At 39.5% G+C, this 21,344-nt stretch carries 21 protein-coding genes; 6 read left to right on the top strand and 15 right to left on the bottom strand.

Going from position 1 to position 21,344, the window contains the following annotated elements; translation table 11 throughout:
• Positions 1 to 134 precede the first annotated feature (134 nt).
• The 6 genes from ACM5QX_RS07865 to ndhC all read right to left on the bottom strand — a co-directional run bounded on the left by ACM5QX_RS07865 (position 135) and on the right by ndhC (position 5,851).
• Entirely contained in the window at positions 135 to 989 is an 855-nt protein-coding gene (locus ACM5QX_RS07865; RefSeq protein ID WP_414753095.1) for an Rpn family recombination-promoting nuclease/putative transposase, read from the bottom strand.
• Positions 990 to 1,133: 144 nt separating this feature from the next.
• On the bottom strand, positions 1,134 to 2,762 hold the full coding sequence (locus ACM5QX_RS07860) for a tetratricopeptide repeat protein (protein WP_414753094.1): 1,629 nt from the start codon (positions 2,760 to 2,762) through the stop codon (positions 1,134 to 1,136).
• The gene (locus ACM5QX_RS07855; RefSeq protein WP_414753092.1) at positions 2,752 to 4,044 is read right to left on the bottom strand and encodes an ATP-binding protein; all 1,293 of its coding nucleotides are present in this window, start codon (positions 4,042 to 4,044) and stop codon (positions 2,752 to 2,754) included. Before ACM5QX_RS07855 ends, ACM5QX_RS07860 begins: the two co-directional genes overlap by 11 nt.
• Before the next feature lie 196 nt (positions 4,045 to 4,240).
• Positions 4,241 to 4,768, bottom strand: coding sequence for an NAD(P)H-quinone oxidoreductase subunit J (locus ACM5QX_RS07850; RefSeq protein WP_011318660.1), 528 nt, complete (start codon positions 4,766 to 4,768; stop codon positions 4,241 to 4,243).
• Entirely contained in the window at positions 4,761 to 5,498 is a 738-nt protein-coding gene (locus ACM5QX_RS07845) for an NADH dehydrogenase subunit K (protein WP_011318659.1), read from the bottom strand. The genes ACM5QX_RS07850 and ACM5QX_RS07845 overlap by 8 nt, the downstream gene beginning before the upstream one ends.
• Entirely contained in the window at positions 5,489 to 5,851 is a 363-nt protein-coding gene (ndhC, locus tag ACM5QX_RS07840) for a photosynthetic/respiratory NAD(P)H-quinone oxidoreductase subunit C (protein ID WP_010997983.1), read from the bottom strand. The genes ACM5QX_RS07845 and ndhC overlap by 10 nt, the downstream gene beginning before the upstream one ends.
• A gap of 195 nt (positions 5,852 to 6,046) precedes the next feature.
• Here ndhC and ACM5QX_RS07835 point away from each other — a divergent pair, with 195 nt between their 5' ends.
• The 6 genes from ACM5QX_RS07835 (at position 6,047) to ACM5QX_RS07810 (ending at position 8,393) form a co-directional block, all read left to right on the top strand.
• Positions 6,047 to 6,382, top strand: coding sequence for a rubredoxin (locus ACM5QX_RS07835; RefSeq protein ID WP_011318658.1), 336 nt, complete (start codon positions 6,047 to 6,049; stop codon positions 6,380 to 6,382).
• A gap of 158 nt (positions 6,383 to 6,540) precedes the next feature.
• The gene (locus tag ACM5QX_RS07830) at positions 6,541 to 7,560 is read left to right on the top strand and encodes a photosynthesis system II assembly factor Ycf48 (RefSeq protein ID WP_414753091.1); all 1,020 of its coding nucleotides are present in this window, start codon (positions 6,541 to 6,543) and stop codon (positions 7,558 to 7,560) included.
• Positions 7,561 to 7,665: 105 nt separating this feature from the next.
• The gene (gene psbE / locus ACM5QX_RS07825) at positions 7,666 to 7,914 is read left to right on the top strand and encodes a cytochrome b559 subunit alpha (RefSeq protein WP_010997986.1); all 249 of its coding nucleotides are present in this window, start codon (positions 7,666 to 7,668) and stop codon (positions 7,912 to 7,914) included.
• A gap of 9 nt (positions 7,915 to 7,923) precedes the next feature.
• Positions 7,924 to 8,061: a cytochrome b559 subunit beta gene (gene psbF / locus ACM5QX_RS07820; RefSeq protein ID WP_011318656.1), complete on the top strand. Its 138-nt coding sequence runs from the start codon at positions 7,924 to 7,926 to the stop codon at positions 8,059 to 8,061.
• A gap of 20 nt (positions 8,062 to 8,081) precedes the next feature.
• Complete coding sequence (locus ACM5QX_RS07815) at positions 8,082 to 8,201, top strand: photosystem II reaction center protein L (protein ID WP_010997988.1); 120 nt, start codon at positions 8,082 to 8,084, stop codon at positions 8,199 to 8,201.
• A gap of 69 nt (positions 8,202 to 8,270) precedes the next feature.
• On the top strand, positions 8,271 to 8,393 hold the full coding sequence (locus ACM5QX_RS07810) for a photosystem II reaction center protein J (RefSeq protein WP_104009905.1): 123 nt from the start codon (positions 8,271 to 8,273) through the stop codon (positions 8,391 to 8,393).
• A gap of 266 nt (positions 8,394 to 8,659) precedes the next feature.
• On the opposite strand, the gene ACM5QX_RS07805 is transcribed toward ACM5QX_RS07810, so the two are convergent.
• From ACM5QX_RS07805 to ACM5QX_RS07765, 9 genes are all read right to left on the bottom strand, one after another.
• The gene (locus tag ACM5QX_RS07805; protein ID WP_011318654.1) at positions 8,660 to 8,800 is read right to left on the bottom strand and encodes a photosystem I reaction center subunit VIII; all 141 of its coding nucleotides are present in this window, start codon (positions 8,798 to 8,800) and stop codon (positions 8,660 to 8,662) included.
• A 109-nt stretch (positions 8,801 to 8,909) separates the two neighbouring features.
• Positions 8,910 to 11,513 (bottom strand): hypothetical protein, encoded by a 2,604-nt coding sequence (locus tag ACM5QX_RS07800; RefSeq protein WP_414753090.1) that lies wholly within the window; start codon positions 11,511 to 11,513, stop codon positions 8,910 to 8,912.
• 191 nt (positions 11,514 to 11,704) lie between these two features.
• A complete protein-coding gene (locus tag ACM5QX_RS07795) occupies positions 11,705 to 12,352 on the bottom strand; it encodes a flagellar motor protein MotB (protein WP_414753089.1) in 648 nt (215 codons plus the stop codon).
• Between the two features lie 44 nt (positions 12,353 to 12,396).
• On the bottom strand, positions 12,397 to 13,971 hold the full coding sequence (locus ACM5QX_RS07790) for a hypothetical protein (RefSeq protein WP_414753087.1): 1,575 nt from the start codon (positions 13,969 to 13,971) through the stop codon (positions 12,397 to 12,399).
• Positions 13,972 to 14,121: 150 nt separating this feature from the next.
• Positions 14,122 to 17,379, bottom strand: coding sequence for a tubulin-like doman-containing protein (locus ACM5QX_RS07785; protein WP_414753086.1), 3,258 nt, complete (start codon positions 17,377 to 17,379; stop codon positions 14,122 to 14,124).
• Between the two features lie 18 nt (positions 17,380 to 17,397).
• Complete coding sequence (locus tag ACM5QX_RS07780; protein WP_414753085.1) at positions 17,398 to 18,543, bottom strand: vWA domain-containing protein; 1,146 nt, start codon at positions 18,541 to 18,543, stop codon at positions 17,398 to 17,400.
• A gap of 454 nt (positions 18,544 to 18,997) precedes the next feature.
• Positions 18,998 to 19,246 carry a hypothetical protein gene (locus tag ACM5QX_RS07775; protein ID WP_414753084.1) on the bottom strand — a complete coding sequence of 83 codons (249 nt, stop codon included), beginning with the start codon at positions 19,244 to 19,246 and terminating at the stop codon, positions 18,998 to 19,000.
• A 2-nt stretch (positions 19,247 to 19,248) separates the two neighbouring features.
• A complete protein-coding gene (locus ACM5QX_RS07770; RefSeq protein ID WP_414753083.1) occupies positions 19,249 to 20,094 on the bottom strand; it encodes a hypothetical protein in 846 nt (281 codons plus the stop codon).
• 164 nt (positions 20,095 to 20,258) lie between these two features.
• On the bottom strand, positions 20,259 to 21,035 hold the full coding sequence (locus tag ACM5QX_RS07765) for an RNA polymerase sigma factor SigF (protein ID WP_011318646.1): 777 nt from the start codon (positions 21,033 to 21,035) through the stop codon (positions 20,259 to 20,261).
• Positions 21,036 to 21,344: the final 309 nt, after the last annotated feature.

Raw genomic sequence — 21,344 nt, 5'->3', positions numbered from 1 at the left:
ACTTTCGGCGTTTTTACTTAATTATTCTCTCATGGAAGTGACAACAAAGGGATAGGAAGCCTACATCGCTAGGGTTACAAGCAAATGTGATCGGAATGTGACACACCTATCATCGGGTACTCAGCAAAAATCAACTAATTCCCTGTTACTTGCTGAACTTGCTCAATATTTAAATCCAAAGCGCTTGCTATCTGTTCTGCACTCAACCCCAACGCTAACAAACGAGGGATAGCCTCTAACTTGGCTTGTAACCTACCTTCCTGTCTACCTTCTTGTCTACCTTCTTGTATGCCCTGTTGCCTACCTTCTTGTCTACCTTCTTCTAGTCCATCTTCCTTGATAGACTGATACATTCTAGTTTTTTTGAATTCATCATCTATACCCAACATAGCTGCTACCTCCTCTCGGCTTAAGTTGGTGAATTTGTACAACAGGATAGTTTCTATTAATTCTACAATTTGTTTTTTGTTGGCTTCATCTGTCAGTTCTTGCCTTGCCTGTATAATCAGTTGTCTACCTTGGTCAATGGCTATTGCTTCACTGGCAATAATTAGTTGCACGATCGCTAATTGCAGAGAGTTTTCGCTAGCTGTGCCTAACTCATCTAAATAAATGCGTTGTATTTGGGAACTATCCAAAATCAAGCGATAAGGTTGTTGATCATCCGGTTCTATAATGCGTTGGGGATAAATGACAACAGCACGCCAAAAATTCACAGATGGGTTTTGACGGAGATACAGAAAGATTTCGGCAAAGAAGCGTCTATAAAATTTAGGATCTAGTTGAAACTGAACTTCAACAAAATATAGGGGTTCTTCTGTAGTTTCATTTACAGGTTTGAATACCCCATCAATGCGAAAAGCCGTTTCTTTCAGTTCCACTGAGACAAACTCGTATGTACTGGGATTAATATCTGCTTCCCCAATAATCGCAAAAAATATGCTGGGGAAAGCCTGAAATAAGCTGTAAAATATTTTGTCTGTTTGCACCTGAATATAATTCGTAATTTCGTTCTGACAACTCCATCATTCCACTTGTGAACAGGAAACTTCAAGCTTGAAACTGGAGCAATCGCCTTCATAACTCCACCATTCCACGTCAGAACACGAAACTTCATGTTTAGATTATTGCTGTTATTGTTCTGAGGAGAGGCGATCGCGCAAATGTGCCAGATTTTTACGCACACTAATAGTATTAGGATGATTTTCACCTAACTTTTTTTCCAAAATTTCTAAAGCTAGACAATACAATGGTTCTGCTTGATTATATTTGCCTTGAGACTCGTAGAGACTAGCTAAATTATTAAGGCTATTAGCACTATCAGGATGCTCATATCCCAGCAAACGTTGCCTCATTTCTAAAGCTTGGCGATACAGAGGTTCCGCTTTGCTATATTTCTCTCGACAATAGTATAGGTACGCCAGATTGTTAAGACTAGTAGCAACAGATGGATGCTCATGACCCAGCAAACGTTGTCTCATTGCCAGAGCTTGGTGTAAAAGTGGTTCAGCTGCGCTGTAATTTCCTTGGGATTCATAAAGCCCTGCCAGATTATTGAGACTAGTAGCAATATCAGGATGCTCTTGTCCCAGTAGGCGTTGCCTCATTGCCAAAGCTTGATGAAATAAGGGTTCAGCTTCGCTGTTTCTTCCTTGAGAATAGTAGAGATAAGCTAGATTGTTGAGGCTATTAGCAATATCAGGATGCTCCTGACCCAGCAAACGTTGCCTCATCTCTAAAGCTTGGCGATACAGGGATTCAGCTTCACTGTATTTACCTTGACAATAGTAGAGGTATGCCAGATTGTTAAGACTAGTGGCAACAGATGGATGCTCCTGACCCAGCAAACGTTGCGTCATTTCTAAAGCTTTGCCATATAAAGGTTCAGCTTCGCTGTATTTTCTTTGAGAATGATAGAGATCAGCTAAATTATTGAGGCTAATAGTTAAATCTTTATCTAAACCTAAATCTTTTTGCAGTTGCACTGCCTTACTTAAATACTCAATTCCTAATTCCTGCTCTTTTTGATAATCCTGAAATTCACCCCGTTCCAGTCGCTTTCTATAAATATCGCCTAAGCTAAAGTATAAAGTTGCTAACGTTGTATCTTTTACACCGCGCTGTTCTAAATCTCGAATAAAATTTTGTAAATCTTCTATAGGTAATAAATAATTATTGTCATCATCAAAACCTGATAATTCATTATCACTAAAAGCAAAACGAATTGGTTTTAATTCTCTGGCAGAAACAGTATTTTTCCTTCTAGATGTAAACCGAAAAACACCATTGCGCCAACTCCAAAAATCAGGTGCTTTCTTCATCAAATCACCTAATATTTGATTAGTCACCCAGAGAACTATAGCAAAAGGAAATTCTCTTAATGCTTCCCTAGTCCATTGTAAATAACCGAAAAAAATTTCTTGCTCTGAACGCTCCTCTCCCAGTTTGAGAAAATGCAAATGCTCTGCACCAGTTACGCTAATTACTGCTGGATGATGCTGACGCAAATACTCTTCATTTCTTACCAATTGAGAAATAGCAATCGTCAAACTCGGTTCACCCCTTGCCAATTTCACGCGATAGCAACGAATTTCTGGCTGTAATTCTGCCTCATACTGAGCAATAATCTCATCCCGAAAACTAGCGTCATCACAAACGGCAATTAGCAAATTTAACCGATGCGCTTTAGCCTCGATAGAAACCATTAAATCATCATAAGCATCTCGATTTTCTGCATCTGCTAATAAGTCTTCATTCACCATCAATTAACCCCCTACGTCTCAGAGTTTCTACAAGAATAGGGTGAATATCATACCAAGTTTCATCATTACGATATTCCAAAATATACAACCCATGCAGTAATTCTAAAAATTCCTGCTGCTGTACATCTTGAGGCTCGAATTGTTCATAAGTAGTTTTCAAAATTTCAAAATCATCCCTTCCTAGACGCAGAGAAAGATCATTACGAATTTGCTTAATGGCTTCTTCTATAATTTGGTCATTAATAACAATTTTTTCTCCTGGTTTCTGCCTGATAAGTCGTAAACAAATACGACAACACACATTACCCAAACGAATCAATTCACGCAGCACGCCACCACTGTAAACAACAATCTTCTCTGCGGCTGACTTGTCTATTAATTCACTAGAAATGCGTTTTTGTAAGATTTCACATAAAATATTTTTGGCTTCACTTCGAGGCTGGGCATCAGGCAAACGATTGTCACCCTTAGCAAAAATCTTAATAACAGGCATCACCACAGTTTGATAATTAGTTTCTGCACCAATAAGCGGCCAGAGAAAAGTGTCACACATTACCGAAATAGGGATAGTATAGATAATCCGAAAATTAGGTTGGAACAAAGCTTTAATATTATCTCGATAAATATCATTAACTCTTCCCAAATCTAGTTTATCTAAATCATCAATGATGACTATAACTTCTTGTTTAGTAGCAAATTTAATCAATGCAGCAATTTCATTAATTCGGGCAACTAAATCTGATATTTTTCGTTCAAATTCCTGTGTAATTTCCTCTCTAACTTTTGCATCAGCCTTTAATTGAGCTTTTAGGAAAGTGAGCAAATTAACACTCGCTTCAATCCCACCTCCCAACTCTGCCTCTGTAGTCCGAGTACGAGTTGCAAACCATCCATAGAGTTTATCTTTAGTAGTTTGAGGAATTTGTACTTTGCGTGCTTCTGCCTCGTACATTAAATTAAGAGCGATCGCAAACAGAATATTGACATGATTAACAGCCGACATTTCAATAGTGTCAGCAATAGAAAATAAAACTACAAAAAAATTATCCTGAACTTGTCTACTAAATTCAGCTAATAAAGAAGACTTTCCACATCCCCGATGTCCAGTAAATACAAACTTGCCATCACCATTAGGACTATCTTCAACTAATTGCCGCAAATCTGCTATTAAATCATCACCATAATCCACACGAAACTGCTCCATTAATTTCTCTCCCATCAATGGAAACAATTCGAGATTGCTATAAGCTTCCTGAAAAGATTTTAATAATTCCTTAGACATAAACTATGGCAACATAATATTTTTCATACTTACTTATATCATCACCCATCCTTACAAAAATAGAACTATTCTCTGCGAAACTCTGCGCCAACCTCCGCGCCACTTTGCGTTTAAAAAACATTACCCCTCTCCGCCGCCGGAAAGGGGTTAAAGATGAGATATAAAAATTCTCACAAGCTGACACTTAGTACTCAGCCTAATAAGCGTCCTGCAATTCGTAGAAATCAGGCGAAATGTAATCCTTCCGCAAAGGCCAACCTACCCAATCTTCTGGCATCAAAATGCGCTTCAAATTGGGGTGTCCTTCGTAGATAATGCCGAACATATCGTAAGATTCGCGTTCTTGCCAGTCTGCGGTTTTCCAAATCCAGTAAACCGAAGGTACTACAGGATTTTCCCGTGGTAAAAACACCTTCACTCTTACTTCTTCCGGCTTATCAGCATTGTCACTCACTTTTACCAAGTGATACACACTGACTAAATCCTGTCCTGGTCCGAGGTCAATACCCCCTTGAAACTGAAGATAATTAAACCCGTAAGCATACAGGGCTGTAGCGATGGGAAGCAGAAAGTCTGGTTCCACCTTAATTATCTCTACACCGTTTTTGTCAGCCGCCAAAGATTCATGAGCAAAGCCATTTTCTGTTAGCCACTGAGAAGTCGGGCCAGATGGAACTATAGCCTCTGCTGCTGCGGGTACTGGTTTTAATTCTTCATCAGCCACGTTTTTGTTCCTCCTTCTGTGTTTGAGATGTCAGCAGCGCTGGGGGAACAGGAAGACCGATCGCTTCTGTCAATTCTTTGGGTGGGTTGAAGCGAGTCTCAGACTGCATATACTTACCAGTTAAGATTTCTGCCACTGGCTTCAAGTTATGAGTCGTGCTGTAGAAACGGTGGGTTTGCCGAATCAGACTCCGTTCCTGCATGGAATCGTTAGCAATCTTTTTCCGCAGCTTAATAATTGCGTCGATAATCGCTTCCGGACGGGGAGGACAACCAGGTAAATAGACATCCACAGGAATTAACTTGTCAACCCCACGCACAGCTGTAGGTGAATCGACACTGAACATTCCCCCTGTAATTGTGCAAGCACCCATCGCAATTACATACTTAGGTTCGGGCATTTGTTCATAAAGACGCACCAATTGAGGAGCCATCTTCATGGTGATTGTGCCAGCTGTGATAATCAAATCGGCTTGACGGGGACTGGAACGGGGAATTAACCCGAAACGGTCAAAGTCAAAACGGGAACCAATGAGCGCTGCAAACTCAATAAAGCAGCAAGCAGTACCAAATAACAACGGCCACAGACTCGAAAGCCTAGCCCAGTTGTAGAGGTCATCAACCGTGGTTAAAATAACGTTTTCCGAAAGGTCTTGAGTGACTGTAGGACGTTCAATGGGGTTGATGATGCGCTCTTTGTCCTGAGTAGTTAAATCAGAATTCAAGACCATTCCAATGCTCCTTTACGCCATGCGTAAACTAGGGCGACTACAAGAATTGCAATAAAAATCAGCGCTTCAATGAATGCCAATAGCCCCAGACGGTGAAAAGCAACTGCCCAAGGATATAAAAACACAGTCTCTACGTCAAAGACGACAAAGACCAGGGCAAACATATAGTAGCGGATATTGAACTGAATCCAGGCTCCCCCAATTGGTTCCATCCCAGATTCATAAGTGGTGCGGCGTTCCAGGCTGTTACCAGTTGGTCGTAGGAGCTTGGACGCGGAAAGCGCTAATGCAGGAACTAGGCTACAGATAATGAGAAAGCCTAGAAGGTACTCGTAACCGCTAAGGACAAACACAATGAATATCTACCGCTTATGGTGTAAATAAGGCTGTTACTTTATTTCACATTATATCTTTTTATCTTTTCTGAAATCTTCGCAACAAACGCATTTCAGGTATTTGATTCGTTTCTATGATTGATAGAAAAGTCTAACGGGTATGTCATAATTTTTAACGTATATTTAATATTTCTTTTCTGTGAGACTTTCACCATGAGCGAACAAGCTGTTGAAAATACAGTGTTAGACCGCTTTGAGTGTCGCTCCTGCGGTTATGTTTACGAACCTGAGAAAGGTGACAGTAAGCATGATATTGCGCCAGAGACACCATTTGCCGAACTGCCAATCAATTGGCGCTGTCCAGTTTGTACAGCGAAAAAGGCAGCTTTCAGTAACATCGGCCCGGCGGGTACAGCCTCCGGTTTCAGAGAAAATCTCGGTTATGGTTTAGGTGTCAATAAGCTCACCCCAGCACAAAAAAATATCCTCATTTTCGGTGCTTTAGCATTGGGATTCTTGTTCTTTATCAGTCTTTACGGCTTGCAGTAATGCTGGAGACAGGGGTTTAGGGGTGTAGGGGTATAAAAATTAGTATTTTTTACTCAGCACTCATGACTCAGTACTGATTACTCATTAGTCTTTCAATCTGCTTAAGGTAAACCTTCTAGAGAAACCTTACACAAATTTAGAAACAAATCAAGAAATCGATGGTTATTGTGAAAAGTTGGCAAAAAATATTTGCTTTGTTGGTGGTCTTACTCTTGTGTATTGGTTGTAGTAAGGTTCCCTCTACCAGCTACAACCCTTGGGCAGCGGTTTCTTTGCCAACAGAGGCCAAATTACTGGATATTGCTTTTACAGAAAATCCTCAGCATGGTTTTTTAGTAGGTAGTAATGCCACTTTGCTAGAAACCAATGATGGTGGTAACAATTGGCAGCCCCTGAATTTGGCTCTGGATGATGATAGATACCGTTTTGACTCAGTAAGTTTCGCTGGCAAAGAAGGCTGGATTGCCGGTGAACCTTCTTTGCTATTACACACCACGGATGAAGGTCGTTCTTGGTCACGTATTCCCTTGAGTGAGAAACTCCCTGGTAATCCCATCGCTATCCAAGCTTTGGGAACAGACATAGCTGAGATGGCTACAGATGTAGGTGCTATCTATAAAACTACTGACGGCGGCAAAAATTGGAAAGCCCAAGTAGAAGCTGCTGTAGGGGTAGTGCGGAACTTAGAACGTTCTGCGGATGGTAAGTATGTTGCTGTTTCTGCAAAGGGTAGCTTTTACTCTACTTGGGAACCAGGACAAAGTGCTTGGGTTCCCCACAACCGTAATAGTTCTCGCCGTGTTGAAAATATGGGATTTTCACAGGATGGGCTGTGGTTACTCGCTAGGGGTGGTCAGGTACAATTTAGCGACCCAACTAAACCGGATGAGTGGTTAGATGCCCAAAATCCTGAACTGGCGACCAGTTGGGGTTTATTGGATATGGCCTACCGCACACCAAACGAAGTTTGGATTGGTGGCGGTAGTGGTAACTTATTGGTAAGTACTGATGGCGGCAAAACTTGGGAAAAAGACCGGGATGTAGAAGAAGTGGCAGCTAATTTTTACAAAGTTGTCTTTCTCAAGCCGGATCAGGGATTTGTGATCGGCGATCGCGGTGTTTTACTAAAATATCAACCAGAGGCAGCAAAAACTGCCACAACAGAACCAGCTGCTTAGGTAGTTTTCCTAACTTTTATGAGAAGAAAGTTGCAACTTGTAACTCTTTCTTAACTTTGTAGGATAATAAACTCAATAACAATCTTTGTGAAGGTGGGAATCTAAATGTCAGGGACTACTGGAGAACGTCCGTTTTCCGATATCGTCACCAGTATTCGTTACTGGGTAATTCACAGCATCACCATCCCAGCGTTATTTATTGCTGGTTGGTTATTTGTCAGCACCGGGCTGGCTTATGATGTGTTTGGCACTCCTCGTCCTGATGAGTATTACACACAAGCACGGCAAGAACTGCCAATTGTGAACAATCGTTTTGAAGCGAAAAAACAAGTTGAACAACTTATCCAAAAGTAGTTTGAAATCATGACTAGCGGGAACAACATCAATCAACCAGTTACCTATCCTATTTTTACGGTCAGATGGCTTGCAGTTCACACACTGGCAGTGCCTACCGTATTCTTTTTGGGCGCGATCGCCTCAATGCAGTTTATTCAACGCTAGTTCCACACTAGGAGTGAATCATGGAAAGAACGCCCAATCCTAATAATCAGCCGGTAGAACTTAACCGGACTTCTCTTTACCTGGGACTATTACTAGTTTTCGTTCTAGGTATTCTATTCTCCAGTTACTTCTTTAACTAACTGGAACTCTTGCTTTGAATTTTTGTTTATTCAACCTGTGTTGATTTGTTGTTAAGGGAGGAGAAAGCTGTGTCTGCTGGAAGTGGGAGAATTCCCCTGTGGGTCGTCGCTACGATCGCAGGTTTAGGTGTAATTACAGTTGTAGGTATCTTCTTCTATGGAGCCTACGCTGGACTTGGTTCTTCAATATAAATTAATCTGGGTTTTCTAGCTTTTGTTTAGAAAACAGCATTAAAAAACCGCCTGTCTCCAAAAGATAGGCGGTATTCTGTTTTGTGAACTTAAAAACAATTAGTTGAACATTTGATAACAGGCAATAGGTAAAATTTGGTAATAAGTAACTAAAAATAAATTATTGCTCACTACCTATTACCCATTACCCATTACCAGTTCCTGAATTGATTACTAACAACTGAAGTTAGTATCAAATTACATATTACCCGTTACATCTGCCTGCATTAAGCAACATCTTCGCCTTCAATGTATAAAAATAGAAACGAGAAGGTGGCAATTGGTACAACCCAACCAATTACGGGAACGAAGATAGAGGACAAGAAAGAAGCGTCAGCCAAGATAGAAGGCAAAAATGCAGTTGCCATAGTAAAGTTTCCTCTTAAATCACACTACAATTCAAGACGAGCTTACTGCAAATTCAGTCAATTTTTTTAAATTCTCAAGATTTTTAACACAGCCCCATGCAGATGGTATTTACATACCAAGTAAGTCATTTAGGCTCATATTAGGCAAATCTGGAGGAATTACAGTCTTCACTATTGTGACCTTGTGACTCTCCTGCTGCGTAGCTGTATTAAGAGCGATCGCCTCTATCCTAATCTCCATACAGCCAAAGGGAATATTGAGTTGAGTCATCGCTTCCAAATTACCTGAAGAATTCTGTAACAACTCTTTTAGTAGATGAGGCCCATCCAACAACCAGCGAGTTTGACAGTCTTCCATCCACAATTTAACTACAACTTGTGGGGATACTTGTGGCAATTCTACTCGCATCCTCACCAAAGTACCTGCAATCAGTTCCCCATCTGGTACATACAGTTGGGGAATCGGTAAGGGTTCCAGAATTTCTTGGGGAGAGTCGATTGTATTTGCGATTTCTTGCTGCTCGGTGTTTGGTAATTGATTCTTGTTTGTCTGCAATTCCGGCTCACTGTCGCTGTCGTCTACGACAAATTCTTGAGCTAACCAACTTGATGCTGTGTAAGTGGGTTCTGTAGACGGTAATTCGACTTGTAACACCGATGATTCTGGAGAGATATTTTCTATCTCCACAGACATCTGATTTTCTGTGTCCTCTAGTGTGATTAAATCTGTTTCTACTGCCTCTGCTGGCACATCTAAGAGAGATGTATCTTCAAACTCTGGAGTTTCAGAATTCAGGGAAATGATAGCCGGTTCTTCGGGTGTGGTCTGCTCCTGCGGGAAATCATCTTCAGGAAAGGAGTATCCTTGACGCTCCATCCACTTGCGAATTAAAGGCGATGAATAGGGGAGTGATGGAGCAATGGATATTGCTGATACATTTTCATCAATGAACTCTGTTAGAGGCTCTGCCGTTGATTCTGTTGCTGATGTGTCAATTTCTAAAGTCTCAATAACTTCTGTCATTGGTTGAGACTCTAGTTCTGCCTCAACTTCATCATGAACTTCTATATCACTCAGCACATCTTCTAAATTACTTTCCGGCTCAGTAATTGAGTTATCAACCTGTGGTAATTCCTCTACAACGGATGCGATTAATTCTTCAGCAATTTGGCTTGTTTTTACTTCGCTGCTACTAGGCTCGGTGGGTAAGCGTTTTAAGTAAGGTAAAGTACTGCCCAAAACTCGTGAGGGACGGGCTTTGATGAGCAATTGATCCAAGTTGATGGGAGCAGGAGCTTGGGGGACATTTGTGTCATCCTGTTCCAATAGAGGAAGTTCTAAGGTCACTTCTGTCACTAAATCAGCCGGAACGATGCCATCAGTGGGATTATCGGGTAATTTTGGTAATTGTAGTAAGCGGAAGTCGGCTGATTTATTCAATGATTGGGGATCAACTTGCCCTGGTAAAGGCGTGTTTACAGAGGGAATAATTGGCTGTAATTTTCTTGGAGATGAGGTTTTAACTAGGTTAAACAGTTCCAAATCCAAACTTGTATGGGGTTCAGCCGTGGATATTCCCGACATGATGTCATTTTGCTCATCTACTGGGCTAGCCTTAACCGCATTTTTAACCGCCAGCAAATCAGCCACATCTGCCGTAATTGTGAAAGAATGACTAGCCAGTAAGGTCACGTCTCCAGGATTAGCTTTAGCCTCTGGCATGGCGTAGCTCATCACCCCATATAATTTGATATCTGCCAAAATTAGCTTAGATTCACAGTCAGCAGGAATATCTATTACTGAACGGATAGTGATGGGTAATGATTTTTCTCCTAGAGATTGACGCAATTGAGTTAATATTCCTGAGCTTAGAGGCGATCGCAACTCAATGCGGAGTTCCAAAGCCTGGAGATTTTCTGTATTAACTGTCTTATCTGCCTGTTCTAGATTTTTTTGTAACGCTACATTCCCATGAATAGTTAATAAATGTCCCCATCGAGTAATGTATGTTTCTCGATCCAGTGTCAGCAATAGAGGTAGGGATGGTTCCGACTTTGGCGAATCGTCGATCTTTGTTTCTTCTAATAAAAGTTCAGAAGTGGGTAACGCTAAGTCAATTAAATTTTGTAAAATTTGCTCTGCCGTTTCGCCTTTAACCCAAACTGGACTTACAGGCTCATCAATTGCTGTACTGTCTTGGTCTAGGGACGAACCAGTACTGAGAAAGTAACTCTGGTTCGTAATTGTTAGTTGTGGAACAGAATTTGATGTCAAATTTCCATCAGATACTGAGTCTGGCTGATGAAATGAATCGATTTCTAAGGTATTTTCTATCTCTAATTCTTGCTCTACCTCATCTGCGTCCTGAGAATTTACTTGCAGATGAACACCATATTGCCAAGATTTACCAAGAATATCTGATATCAAGTCGCCAGAGCAGCGCAATTCCCAAATACCCGGTTTGAGGTATGTGAAAGGAATTACCGCCATTAACCCTTCGGAATTGGTGCGGCGCAATCGTTTTTGAATCCGCCGCTTTGGCGGCACTTCCTGGGGAGAGAAGTAAGTTACGCGTACTTCCACATCTTGATTGGGAAGGCTAGAACGAGCTAAAACTCTATACCGACCCTCTAAGATTTCTGTGTTTGGCGATTCCAAGGCGTGCCAAGAGCGATCGCCTTGCTTCTGAATCAGAAATTGCCAGTGTTCCATTGTGAGTGATGCCCAGACTGAAGAGCAGCTGAGTAGTAGTTTGCGTTATTTTTCTTGCAAGTTTACCTCAGCAATCTGTAATTTCATGAATGTAATATAATGTTTCGATTCAAAAACTGTAAAGAACTCCGGCTGAATAATAATTTTATTTAAGAGCGCAATTCTTAACTGTCAAGTTATAAAGCTGATATTTACTTGACTTCTCGCACCTTACCCAGTCGAGTGAAGCGAATTTCAATGCGTCGCCGTGTTTGATCATCTTGACGAGCGATCGCCGCAGCTTCACCACTTGGTAAGATCATTTGTGCCGCAGAATAACCTCGAAACGATAGCTTTGACAATTTGCCCTGCTTTCTTTGGACATCACGTAGCACTTTAACTACCGCCAAAGCCCGCATCAATCCCAAGTCGGCGTTAGAACCAGCACGAAGATTAACTATAGGTAATTCGCCGTTAACTACTTTTTCTAAATTTTGGTCTAAGTTACTCACCACATTACCATTAGGTTGTCCATCAGTATGACCAATTATTTCAACAACATTAATATTATATTGCTTGGTTCTAGCCTCTATTTCTGGTACTATTCGCCTCAAAATGTAGACTAACATTTTAGGGGGAATTTCTGCACTACCTGAGGCAAATCGATAAGCACCTTCATCTTTAATCAAAATGATTGGTGGTGCATCAGTATTCTGTTTTTGTTGTGATAAAGACGATGTGACAATATTTAACAATAAAAACAGAATTGCCATGAGAAAGGCATTAGACATTAAATCGGTAAAAGCTTGCCAAACGTTCAGTTCCTCATTATATTCTTTATGCCTTGAAGTACGAGCCATAAGAGTTTTGTTTACCGGAAAGACCTAATTTTGTGAATCACATTTCAAGAATTGTCATTACTTAAATTTACATCTTTATAAATAAAGGTATTATTATTGATATCATTCAATTTGTTCATTGCTTCTATCAGGCGATCGCCTACTTTTTCATGTTTCATAAATAAAGCATTATTACTGTTCTGTAACGAATGTATTTCATTAATTAATGTATTCAAATCAAAAGTTATTTGCTTGATCAATTCTTCAACATTACTAACTAAGTTCTTAGCTGATAGATTATTGTCCTCTAGCTTTTTAGAGACATTCGATAAACCAGAATTTGCTTTTTCTGTATATTGATTTACAGATAATAATAATTCCCGTAAAGTAACTTCCACAGTGTTAAAACTATCTGCTTTATCTACAATTCTTTCCTCTAATTTCCCCAGTTTATTAATCGCTCTAGAGAAGCTAGTAGCTCCTTGCTTCAATTGTGGTATTATCTCTTGCAACGCATCTTGATTAGATTGATGTAAATCAAATACTTGTAAAGATGTTTGATTAACTTTTTGAATATCTAGTCCTATTTTGATTAATTCCTGGTTACAACCTTGAACTTCACTCAGTACTGTTGCAAAAGATTTAACCGTATCTGCCAAACTTGTAGCCGACTGCGAAAAGTTTAACTGTGTGCTACTCAAATCTGCTGTAGCTGCTGACAACTGCTGAGGAAACTGGCTTCTTTCAAAAATTTCCGCAGATTGTTTAAAAATTTGCGATTTTGCGTTCAATTCTTGAATTGAATGATCAAATTCACTGGCGGCAGTAGATATAGTACCAGCTGCTTGATAAAAGCTTTCATATACTTGCTTGGCTAAATCAGAAGCTTCTTTATTTCCTTGAGCAATTTGTTTAGCTACATTACCAAGGGATTGTTCCACTGCATCCCGAACTGTAGAACCAAATCGTGTTAAAAACTCATCTTGCTGGGCTACCATTCGATTGACTATTTTATCGAGACGAGTATCACCTTGGATTTCTGGTTGATAAATATTATCTAGATAGTCTTCAAGACTACTAATAAGTCTATATTTAGCAAAACCAGTATTTTTTAGCCAGTTAAATACTGTTAATATACTACTAAACAAAAGTCCTGTTAAACTAGTCACGAAAGCAATACTCATACCTTCTAATGGCTTGTTTAATGCAGAAACTAAGTCATTGACATTATTAGCATTATTTTGATTTATCGTTTGACTAATTTCTGCTAAATTACTTGTAATTCCAAAGAAGGTACCAAGCAACCCAAAGGCTAAAAGTAAATTAGGAAGAATTCGACACCAATAGTCAATTTGTTCACAGGTAAATCCATTAATCTTTTCTCGACTATAAACTTGGTCTATCAATGCTACAGTATTAACCTGATCTAAGTTATTACTAGCCTGCTGAAACCTGGATTCTAATTCTTCTAATATTCTTGGCTGTTGTCCTCGTGACTGTCTATTAATTAACCTTCTGACTTTCTCTTCTAAAGATACTAGATATTGATAAAGTTTGAACCGTAAAAAAATAGTAACTATTGATGGTATAACAACTAAAATAACGGTGATAAAAGTTAAGTAAGGTGGTATGGGTGGCATGAAAGTAATTGTAAGTTTGTCAAGACATATTTACAGATTTTTCTACTGCACTGATGAGAAAATCTATCTGTGTATATCCTCCTCTATCTGAGATGATTTTTTGGCTATTGTTGCTCAGATAGAAATTGCTATAAGAATATACTGAAGACTCTAAAGGGGATATTGAGCAAAAATCCTTTGTTTTTCACGCTCATATTCATCTTTCGTAATAAAATCTTCATCTAAATCTTGTTTCAATCGCTCTAATTCTAAGCGCCGCCTGACTCTATTATCAGTAGTATTAACAGGCATATCCACGACTATTTCACCAGCAATAGCTGTTTGCATTGATGTATTATTATTTGGTGCAAAAGTACGATTTTGAGATATGCTAAATCGCTCATTCATTTTTCTCCGAAAGCGATGAATAATTCCTTCTTTAACTGTAGGATCTGTGCTGGCGGAAGTTCCTACTACTGCGAGTTTGTAAGGATAATTGGGACTATCTTCTGATAAATCATCTACTGCCTGCACAAATTGCCTTAGTTTTGGTAAATACTGATTTTCCCAAAGTTCTGGTTGTCCAGAAATTACAGAAATTTCTCGTTCTAAAATCTGTAGTAAAGCCTCAGTCATATCGTTGCGGTTAGCTAATTCTTCTAAGGCTTGACTCCACTCTGGACTCAAAGTAGCAGTATTGTAACTATCACGCAAGGAATCATAATATTGAAACTCTAATTGGTGATCTTCTTGGTTTTCCTTGAGTAACCTAAAGGCCAAACAAGGATAGAAGACATCTTCCAGTTTTTCCATTGCGATCGCATCTGGGGGGATAATATCTGGAAAAGCTACTTGGTAATCGTTATGTAAAAAAGATGTGGCAGAATTTTGTTCACGTAGATAGGGGTTTCTCATCCTCTCCAGACTACTAATTAGCCTGAGAGGAAAACCAGCATATTCATTGACAATTAAAATCTCATCTTCAGATTGCGTCGCTTTTATCACACTGGATTCGATACCTAAATCTTGTGCTAATACAGTTTTAAACTGTCGTACCTCCAATTCATCCTTATCCTTAAATCCAATTAATTTACTACTTTTCGCCGGGTCTTCACGGAAATAAGGGTCACTTAAATTCAGTCTCAGCAGAGGTTCAGCTTCTTGCATCACTTGCGCTAACCGAGTCGAACGCGCTGCTAAAGGATATTTTTGCATGAAACGCTTAATCACAGAGTTGACAATATTAGTAACGCGAGAAGCAAATAAACTGTCAACCTTTAGGTCAATTTCTGTTTGTAGCTGTTCTGGCGTAGTTCGTTCTCTATCTATAAAACTTGCCAAAGACTGTCCCCTTCCCGCAGGTTCCGTAATTTCCGAACTAGCTAATACTAGTTGTCTGCGAAGATCATCTTCTGGCAACATAGTTTGATAACAGCGATCAATATCTTCACTATCAAATATAGCTTCCCCACTCATTTCATCAAAGTTTAACTGTCTTAAATCACTATCTTGCTTCTCATAGAAAGTTTGTATATTTTCAATGACTCTACTAAAAGCACTAACTTGGTTTCCCCTCTCCTGAACGTGTTTTTGTAATTCATTGACTATTTTTAAAGCTTCTTGAAAAACGGTAAAATCAAAGTTATGTTTAATGAGTTTGCAGATTTCTTGCACTACCCTTTTAACTTCAGCTTGCACTTGGCTATTCTTAGTATTAATTATGGGAATACCAATTTTATGCTCAATATCTTCAATCATTTGCTCGGCATCTCGCCATTTTTTATCAATATCCTCCACGCGTTTCATCCCGCCAAAATCGGTAATTGCTTCTTGCAGATTGAATTGATAGTTATGTAGTTCATGTTGTAAAGCATCTAGCCAATCACGACTGCTTTTAATAGAGAAAATAGGCTCACTTGGCGTGAGTAACTGAATTAAATAATCGTCAATATTAGTCTTTAGTTCCTTGGTGATATTTGGAGAGGACTGGAGCAATTTTGTCAGCCAAATACCTCGGATATTTTCTGTTTCTCCCGGCTGCACTTTCCGAAATTGCTCTCGAAACTCCCTTGGTAACTGTTGACGAATACCGTTACGATCATCTTTATTCTGACATTCAGAAATTGATCGCTCTAATTTACTTCTCCAGGTACTAATATTGCTACTAAAGTTTTTATTTGTATCCTCTACTGATTCTGCTATTTTCGTAGTTAAGCCGTCTTTTTTGGCCAAGTCATGATGCCAACGAGATTGAATCAAAAATTGATCCAGTAGTTTCTGAGGATCTGGACTTTGACCTTTGCCATTTAACCAAAACTTTACTAACGCTAAACTAACCCTTGTTAAGGCAATTTCCACGATAGTATCACGGGGAAAATAAATCGCCGCTAGCCCAAATGTTAAATACCTCTGACTATTAGGACGTGGATGTTTATCCCACTGAATTATATGTTGGAGAAAATTATCTCTATGCCCTTTAATTACAGGTGCTAACTCACCGGAAAAATCTAGAGCTATCTTGTGAGCGATCACATTACATAACTTACCTTGATCAAGAATTTGATATTCGCCTCCTGTCTGATGAGAAACTAAATAAGTGTAGTCAAAAGGCGGACGCTTTTCTTGCAGAAATTCTAGATTTTCAATATCATAACAGGCTGCAAATTTTGTCCCTGGAGTACTGTAGTAATTTAACTCTTTCAAGGCAGCATAAGTATTAGCACTCATATTAGGGGTATTACCATATAATTCTGGACTAATCACTAAATAGCTGACAATCTGAGCGCCTTGTTCACCATAAAGATGTCTAAGACTATAAGCAACATCCAAAAACATACCGCTCCCTGTACCACCACACAGAGAACCAATCACAAAAATATTCAATCCTGGTTCAACTCTTAACCCCTTTCTCAGCAATAAAGCATCATGTCCCCTAGTAAGTCTTTCTGCGGTTTCAATCGCTGTTTTTATTTTTTGATAATTATGAAAAAAAGCTAGTCTCCCTACAGGTCTAATTCCTTTTGCACCTTCTTCCACGGCTTTAATATTTCGCAATAGTTGGGGAGGAAACCATCTAGCGATATGGTCGTAGGGGCCGTAACGAGTATATTCTGAACGCCTTTCTAGTCCTTCCACAAACATCGTTACTTCCTTGGCGGACATAGTAGCGCTAACTTTTTCGGCTTCTCGAAAACTGAGATCAACACCATGATAAGTACTTCCTGTACGAATGCCAGTAACTTGTGTTGCAGCTTTATCAGTGTCGAGATGAACAAAACTTACAATTGGCAGATTGCTTAAATCTCCATAACGGTCAACAATTAACCGTCTAATTCGCATCAAAACATCTCGTCCAGTACCACCTAAGCCAATACAAATTGTGCGGTTAATCCCACGATATTGCAGTTCATTTGCACTTACTTGATTCATTTAATGCAACCCCTAATCCTATTTATTAAGTTTAATATTTATTTCGTATTCACCTTGGCGGACATCTGGGCAATTTAAACGAAACCGGGAACTAGATATTAAAGTCCGTGATGTAATTTCTCGACCTTGATAATAAATTGGTGCTGAGTTAGTTGGTACCAAATAAAGCTTTTCACCTTTACGCTCTAAATATGCTCGAACTTCCACGCCTGGACAATCAATAGAATCTACACAAGTCGAGTCATATTCACCAATAGCAATACGTTTATTATTAGGTAGTCGGCATTTTTGGTCTTCTGGTTTGGCTGTAGCTTCAAAATCTACTATTAATTCCCATTTTTTCTGTAATCGATAAAACTTCCTAGCCGTTACCAATAAACTAAAGAATATTAACAGTGCAATTAAACCAGGTAGCCATAATTGTCTAGTTAAATAAGGATTAACTAGACAAGTTTCCTCTCCCCCTGGTGCTGGTGTACAAAATTCCTGTACAGTGGGAGGAATATCGACAACAGTGAGTTTATACTCTTTATTGTCCTGAGTAATGATTGACCGCGATCGCGCCTGTAATGGTAAAGCTTTTATCCAAGCTTGTCGCTGTTGACTTTCTGGCGATTTTGCGATCCGAAAAGGACTGTCAGCAGGAGTCTCCACCCATACTTGTGAAGTAATGCCTGGTTGGGTAAATAAAGGTGCATCACTAATCCAAACTACTGACTGTGGTTTAACTGGTTGCTGCTTTTGCAGACGATTCTGATTAACTTGAGCAATACCTTGATAAATAATTAATTCTGCTCTTTGAATATCTGTACCATAGCGATTGGGATCGGAGACAAAAGGTATTTTATTTAATACTTTGTCTATATCCGCTTTACTTTTACTACTAAAATTTATGGGTGTTCCCAACTGATTGACACCGGATGTCCCTTCACCTAAGACTACATCCCTAGCAAAAGGAACAACGTATACAGAATCTCCAGGCTTGAGGCTATCTTCGACTATTTGCCGTAGGCGAATACGACCTTCATCATTCAAACCCACGCTTTCCGTCATATCAATTGCCAAGACGACATCTCGTCCGTTACCAAAAACGGACACCAGATTTAAACCGATTTTTTGTGTAGAACTAAGCGGTTGTCCAGGGGGAATTGGTGTAATTGTCACAAGCAGGGCAGCCTATCAGATAACATATCAGAGCCGCATAGATACTTGAAAAATACAGTTTTTATTAGTTTAATTTATATAAGTGTATTAAAGCGTAAAAATTATAGGCTAGTTAAGTCTACTGACATTAACTTCTATAGAAACAATAATTTCCAGGTTACTGGGGTACGGCAATTTTCATACATGGTAACTTGAGCAAAATCTATGCACAGTTATGTGTTTATTATAACTGTGCCATGCGAGGCTACTTTTAAAGAAATGTAAATTCCAGAAAATTAAACAGACTGATTGAAGCGCATAACTAAAGCCCCCAACAGCAACTCAAACGGAGAACCACTGGGGGAAACAGAATATACAGATCATCTTCCACAAAGATAATCAAAGGCTGACAAAACCTCAGTCAAACATCTAAGATGAAAAAATCCAGTACTGTCACATGACTCATCAAGCCAAGTCAACATAGACTATAACGATTTCTATAGTGTGTCAAAATTTGCTGTACGCGTTGCCGACTCTCAGCAGTGGCGTTTGCTTTCCAAGCAATAAACAAACCATCAATTTGACTTTGATAATAATCAAACTGTTGGGATGATTGCGGAATCAAACTGACTTCCACCCCCTCGACTTGACGTAGATGAGCTGCTATCTCTTGATAGACAGCCAACGGTAAACCAACAAATTCGACTTTCTCTTTAGTCTCCATCTTTATGAGGCTCCAACAGCAGGAAGATTAGGAGTAGGTGTTACAACTGAAACCGGACTACCAGTAGGGCTTGTGCTTCCTGGCGTAGTTCCAACAGGCGCTTCACCCACCATTCTGGCAACTTCAATACCATATTGTTCCAGAATTACGATCGGATTGGAACCTGCATTCATTTCAATTCGTTTCACCAACAGACCATTTGCTAGTCTTTGTCCTGCTTGCACGTAACGACTGGCAATTTCGTTAGGTATTTTAATAATGGCTTGGGGTTCTCTACCCACTATCACTACACCAGTAACCACAACTGCTTTAGCTAAATCAGGTTGTGCCGGTGGTGGTAATACTGAAACTAAAGTCGGATTGGGGACGACTTGAGGTAAAACTTTAGGCAAAACCGGCATTAAACTAGGGCGTGATTTTGCTATCAGCGTTTTCTTATTTGTAGTTGAATTTGCATTGTTTTTCACATTTACCCTTTTTGGAGTAGTACCAGGGGGTAGAGGCGGTAAAGAGGGGACTGTTTTAGCAGGTGTATTTGCTGGCATTTCGGCAATTGGCTGTCCGATAATTTGAGCAAAGGGGTCAATCCGTCCTTTAGAAACTAAATTTGCCCGTTCAGTACCATTGGTCAATTGAATTAAATTAGGAGTACCAGAGGCAACCTTTACAGAGGCATTAGGAGACACCACCGGATTATTAAAGGATTCAGCCTTAACTGGCGCTTTCGCTACAGGCGCAGCAGTTGGCGGGGGACTAGGATTAGCAATTGGTGGTGTTTCTTCCGAGGCACATCCGGCGATCGCCACGGTTACAATACTTGCAAGTAAAATTTTAGATTTTCTGCCCATTAGCCGTTCTCAAACGCTTCAGGAAACTGTTATTGATAAAAGACAAAATACCTGATTGTATTTCAGGCATTGTTGTCGTTTCCTTTATAACCTAATTTTTTAGATTTAAAGAGTTGTTTTTGACACTAATAATTCCGAATAAATGCTGATGACTTAATGGAAATTTAATCATCTGCCACACACATAAGATGCTTTAACAAGTCCAAACCTTTTTTCACTCTCCTGGAAACTGTGACGACACTAATTCCTAAGTGTTCTGCCACCTGTTTCTGCGTCAAGTCTTGTAAAAACACACACTCTAAAACTTCACGAGTGCGTTGTTCTAACTGAAACAATGCTTGTTGTAAACGAATCTGGTCTTCTTGCGCCAACTGAAAACTGCGGTAATGATGATCAGGAACCAATTCTCCCAGGCTAGTTGCTCCTTCTTCACCATCTTGAACTGGTACATCTAAACTCAAAGGAGCGCGATTCACCCATGCTAATTTGATTTCCTGCCACTCATCTGGGGAAATGTCCAGTGCTGTTGCTAATTCTGAGTCAGTTGGTTGGCGGTTGTATTGTTCCCGCAAAGAACGCGAAACCCCAATCGCTCGCTGTTGTATAGCCAAGTAGCGACGAGGAATTCTTACTGTTACACCTTTATCACGGAGGTAGTGCTGAATTTCACCACGAATATAAGGAATGGCAAAGGAGCTAAAAGCGTGGCCTTTGGCAATTTCAAATCTTTCAATCGCTCTGATTAAACCTAAACAACCAACCTGAACTAAATCGTCATAGTTTTCACGACATTGATTCATCCAGTAGTGGGCTTCTTTCCTCACTAATCCAAGATTCAGTTTTACTAGTTGATTACGAACAGTTTCTGACCGAGATTGCTGATATTCTCGTAACAACTGCCAAATTTCGTATTTCAATTCGTTGGTAGCTGTTGTAGGCATAGCACCGCATTTATTAAGTAAATAATTATTTGAGTAATCGCTTTTAAATAAGGCTGCGATTAAGCGCTATCAACGCAAATATTAAATTATTTGCTCTGTGAAAATTTTGATTAATTCACAGTTGGTGTTATCAAAATGTCAAGAGACCGAAAATCAAACAGAATTTAAATTAACGAGAATTGCATCGTGTCTTTATTTCTCTTTGTATTTTCTGGAGCTTTATCAGAGCTACATACAGACAAAATATAGAATTTTGAGTTAAAATTGAAACCGAAATTTTACTTAACTTTCTTAATAAGTATTCAGGCT

The sequence above is a fragment of the Anabaena sp. CCY 9910 genome (assembly GCF_963920875.1).
Classification (GTDB): domain Bacteria; phylum Cyanobacteriota; class Cyanobacteriia; order Cyanobacteriales; family Nostocaceae; genus Trichormus; species Trichormus variabilis.
Note: the sequence above shows the minus strand (reverse complement) of the source record. Positions and strands in the feature narration are given on the sequence as shown.

Excerpts from the sequence above, each read along its gene's own strand:
- ACM5QX_RS07790 (WP_414753087.1), bottom strand. The coding sequence starts at position 13,971 with ATGCCACCCATACCACCTTACTTAACTTTTATCACCGTTATTTTAGTT.
- psbE (WP_010997986.1), top strand. The coding sequence starts at position 7,666 with ATGTCAGGGACTACTGGAGAACGTCCGTTTTCCGATATCGTCACCAGT.
- ACM5QX_RS07785 (WP_414753086.1), bottom strand. The coding sequence starts at position 17,379 with ATGAATCAAGTAAGTGCAAATGAACTGCAATATCGTGGGATTAACCGC.
- ACM5QX_RS07845 (WP_011318659.1), bottom strand. The coding sequence starts at position 5,498 with ATGGTCTTGAATTCTGATTTAACTACTCAGGACAAAGAGCGCATCATC.
- ACM5QX_RS07830 (WP_414753091.1), top strand. The coding sequence starts at position 6,541 with ATGGTTATTGTGAAAAGTTGGCAAAAAATATTTGCTTTGTTGGTGGTC.
- ACM5QX_RS07770 (WP_414753083.1), bottom strand. The coding sequence starts at position 20,094 with ATGGGCAGAAAATCTAAAATTTTACTTGCAAGTATTGTAACCGTGGCG.
- ACM5QX_RS07795 (WP_414753089.1), bottom strand. The coding sequence starts at position 12,352 with ATGGCTCGTACTTCAAGGCATAAAGAATATAATGAGGAACTGAACGTT.
- ACM5QX_RS07765 (WP_011318646.1), bottom strand. The coding sequence starts at position 21,035 with ATGCCTACAACAGCTACCAACGAATTGAAATACGAAATTTGGCAGTTG.
- psbF (WP_011318656.1), top strand. The coding sequence starts at position 7,924 with ATGACTAGCGGGAACAACATCAATCAACCAGTTACCTATCCTATTTTT.
- ACM5QX_RS07805 (WP_011318654.1), bottom strand. The coding sequence starts at position 8,800 with ATGGCAACTGCATTTTTGCCTTCTATCTTGGCTGACGCTTCTTTCTTG.
- ACM5QX_RS07860 (WP_414753094.1), bottom strand. The coding sequence starts at position 2,762 with ATGGTGAATGAAGACTTATTAGCAGATGCAGAAAATCGAGATGCTTAT.
- ACM5QX_RS07775 (WP_414753084.1), bottom strand. The coding sequence starts at position 19,246 with ATGGAGACTAAAGAGAAAGTCGAATTTGTTGGTTTACCGTTGGCTGTC.
- ACM5QX_RS07835 (WP_011318658.1), top strand. The coding sequence starts at position 6,047 with ATGAGCGAACAAGCTGTTGAAAATACAGTGTTAGACCGCTTTGAGTGT.
- ACM5QX_RS07800 (WP_414753090.1), bottom strand. The coding sequence starts at position 11,513 with ATGGAACACTGGCAATTTCTGATTCAGAAGCAAGGCGATCGCTCTTGG.
- ACM5QX_RS07855 (WP_414753092.1), bottom strand. The coding sequence starts at position 4,044 with ATGTCTAAGGAATTATTAAAATCTTTTCAGGAAGCTTATAGCAATCTC.
- ACM5QX_RS07815 (WP_010997988.1), top strand. The coding sequence starts at position 8,082 with ATGGAAAGAACGCCCAATCCTAATAATCAGCCGGTAGAACTTAACCGG.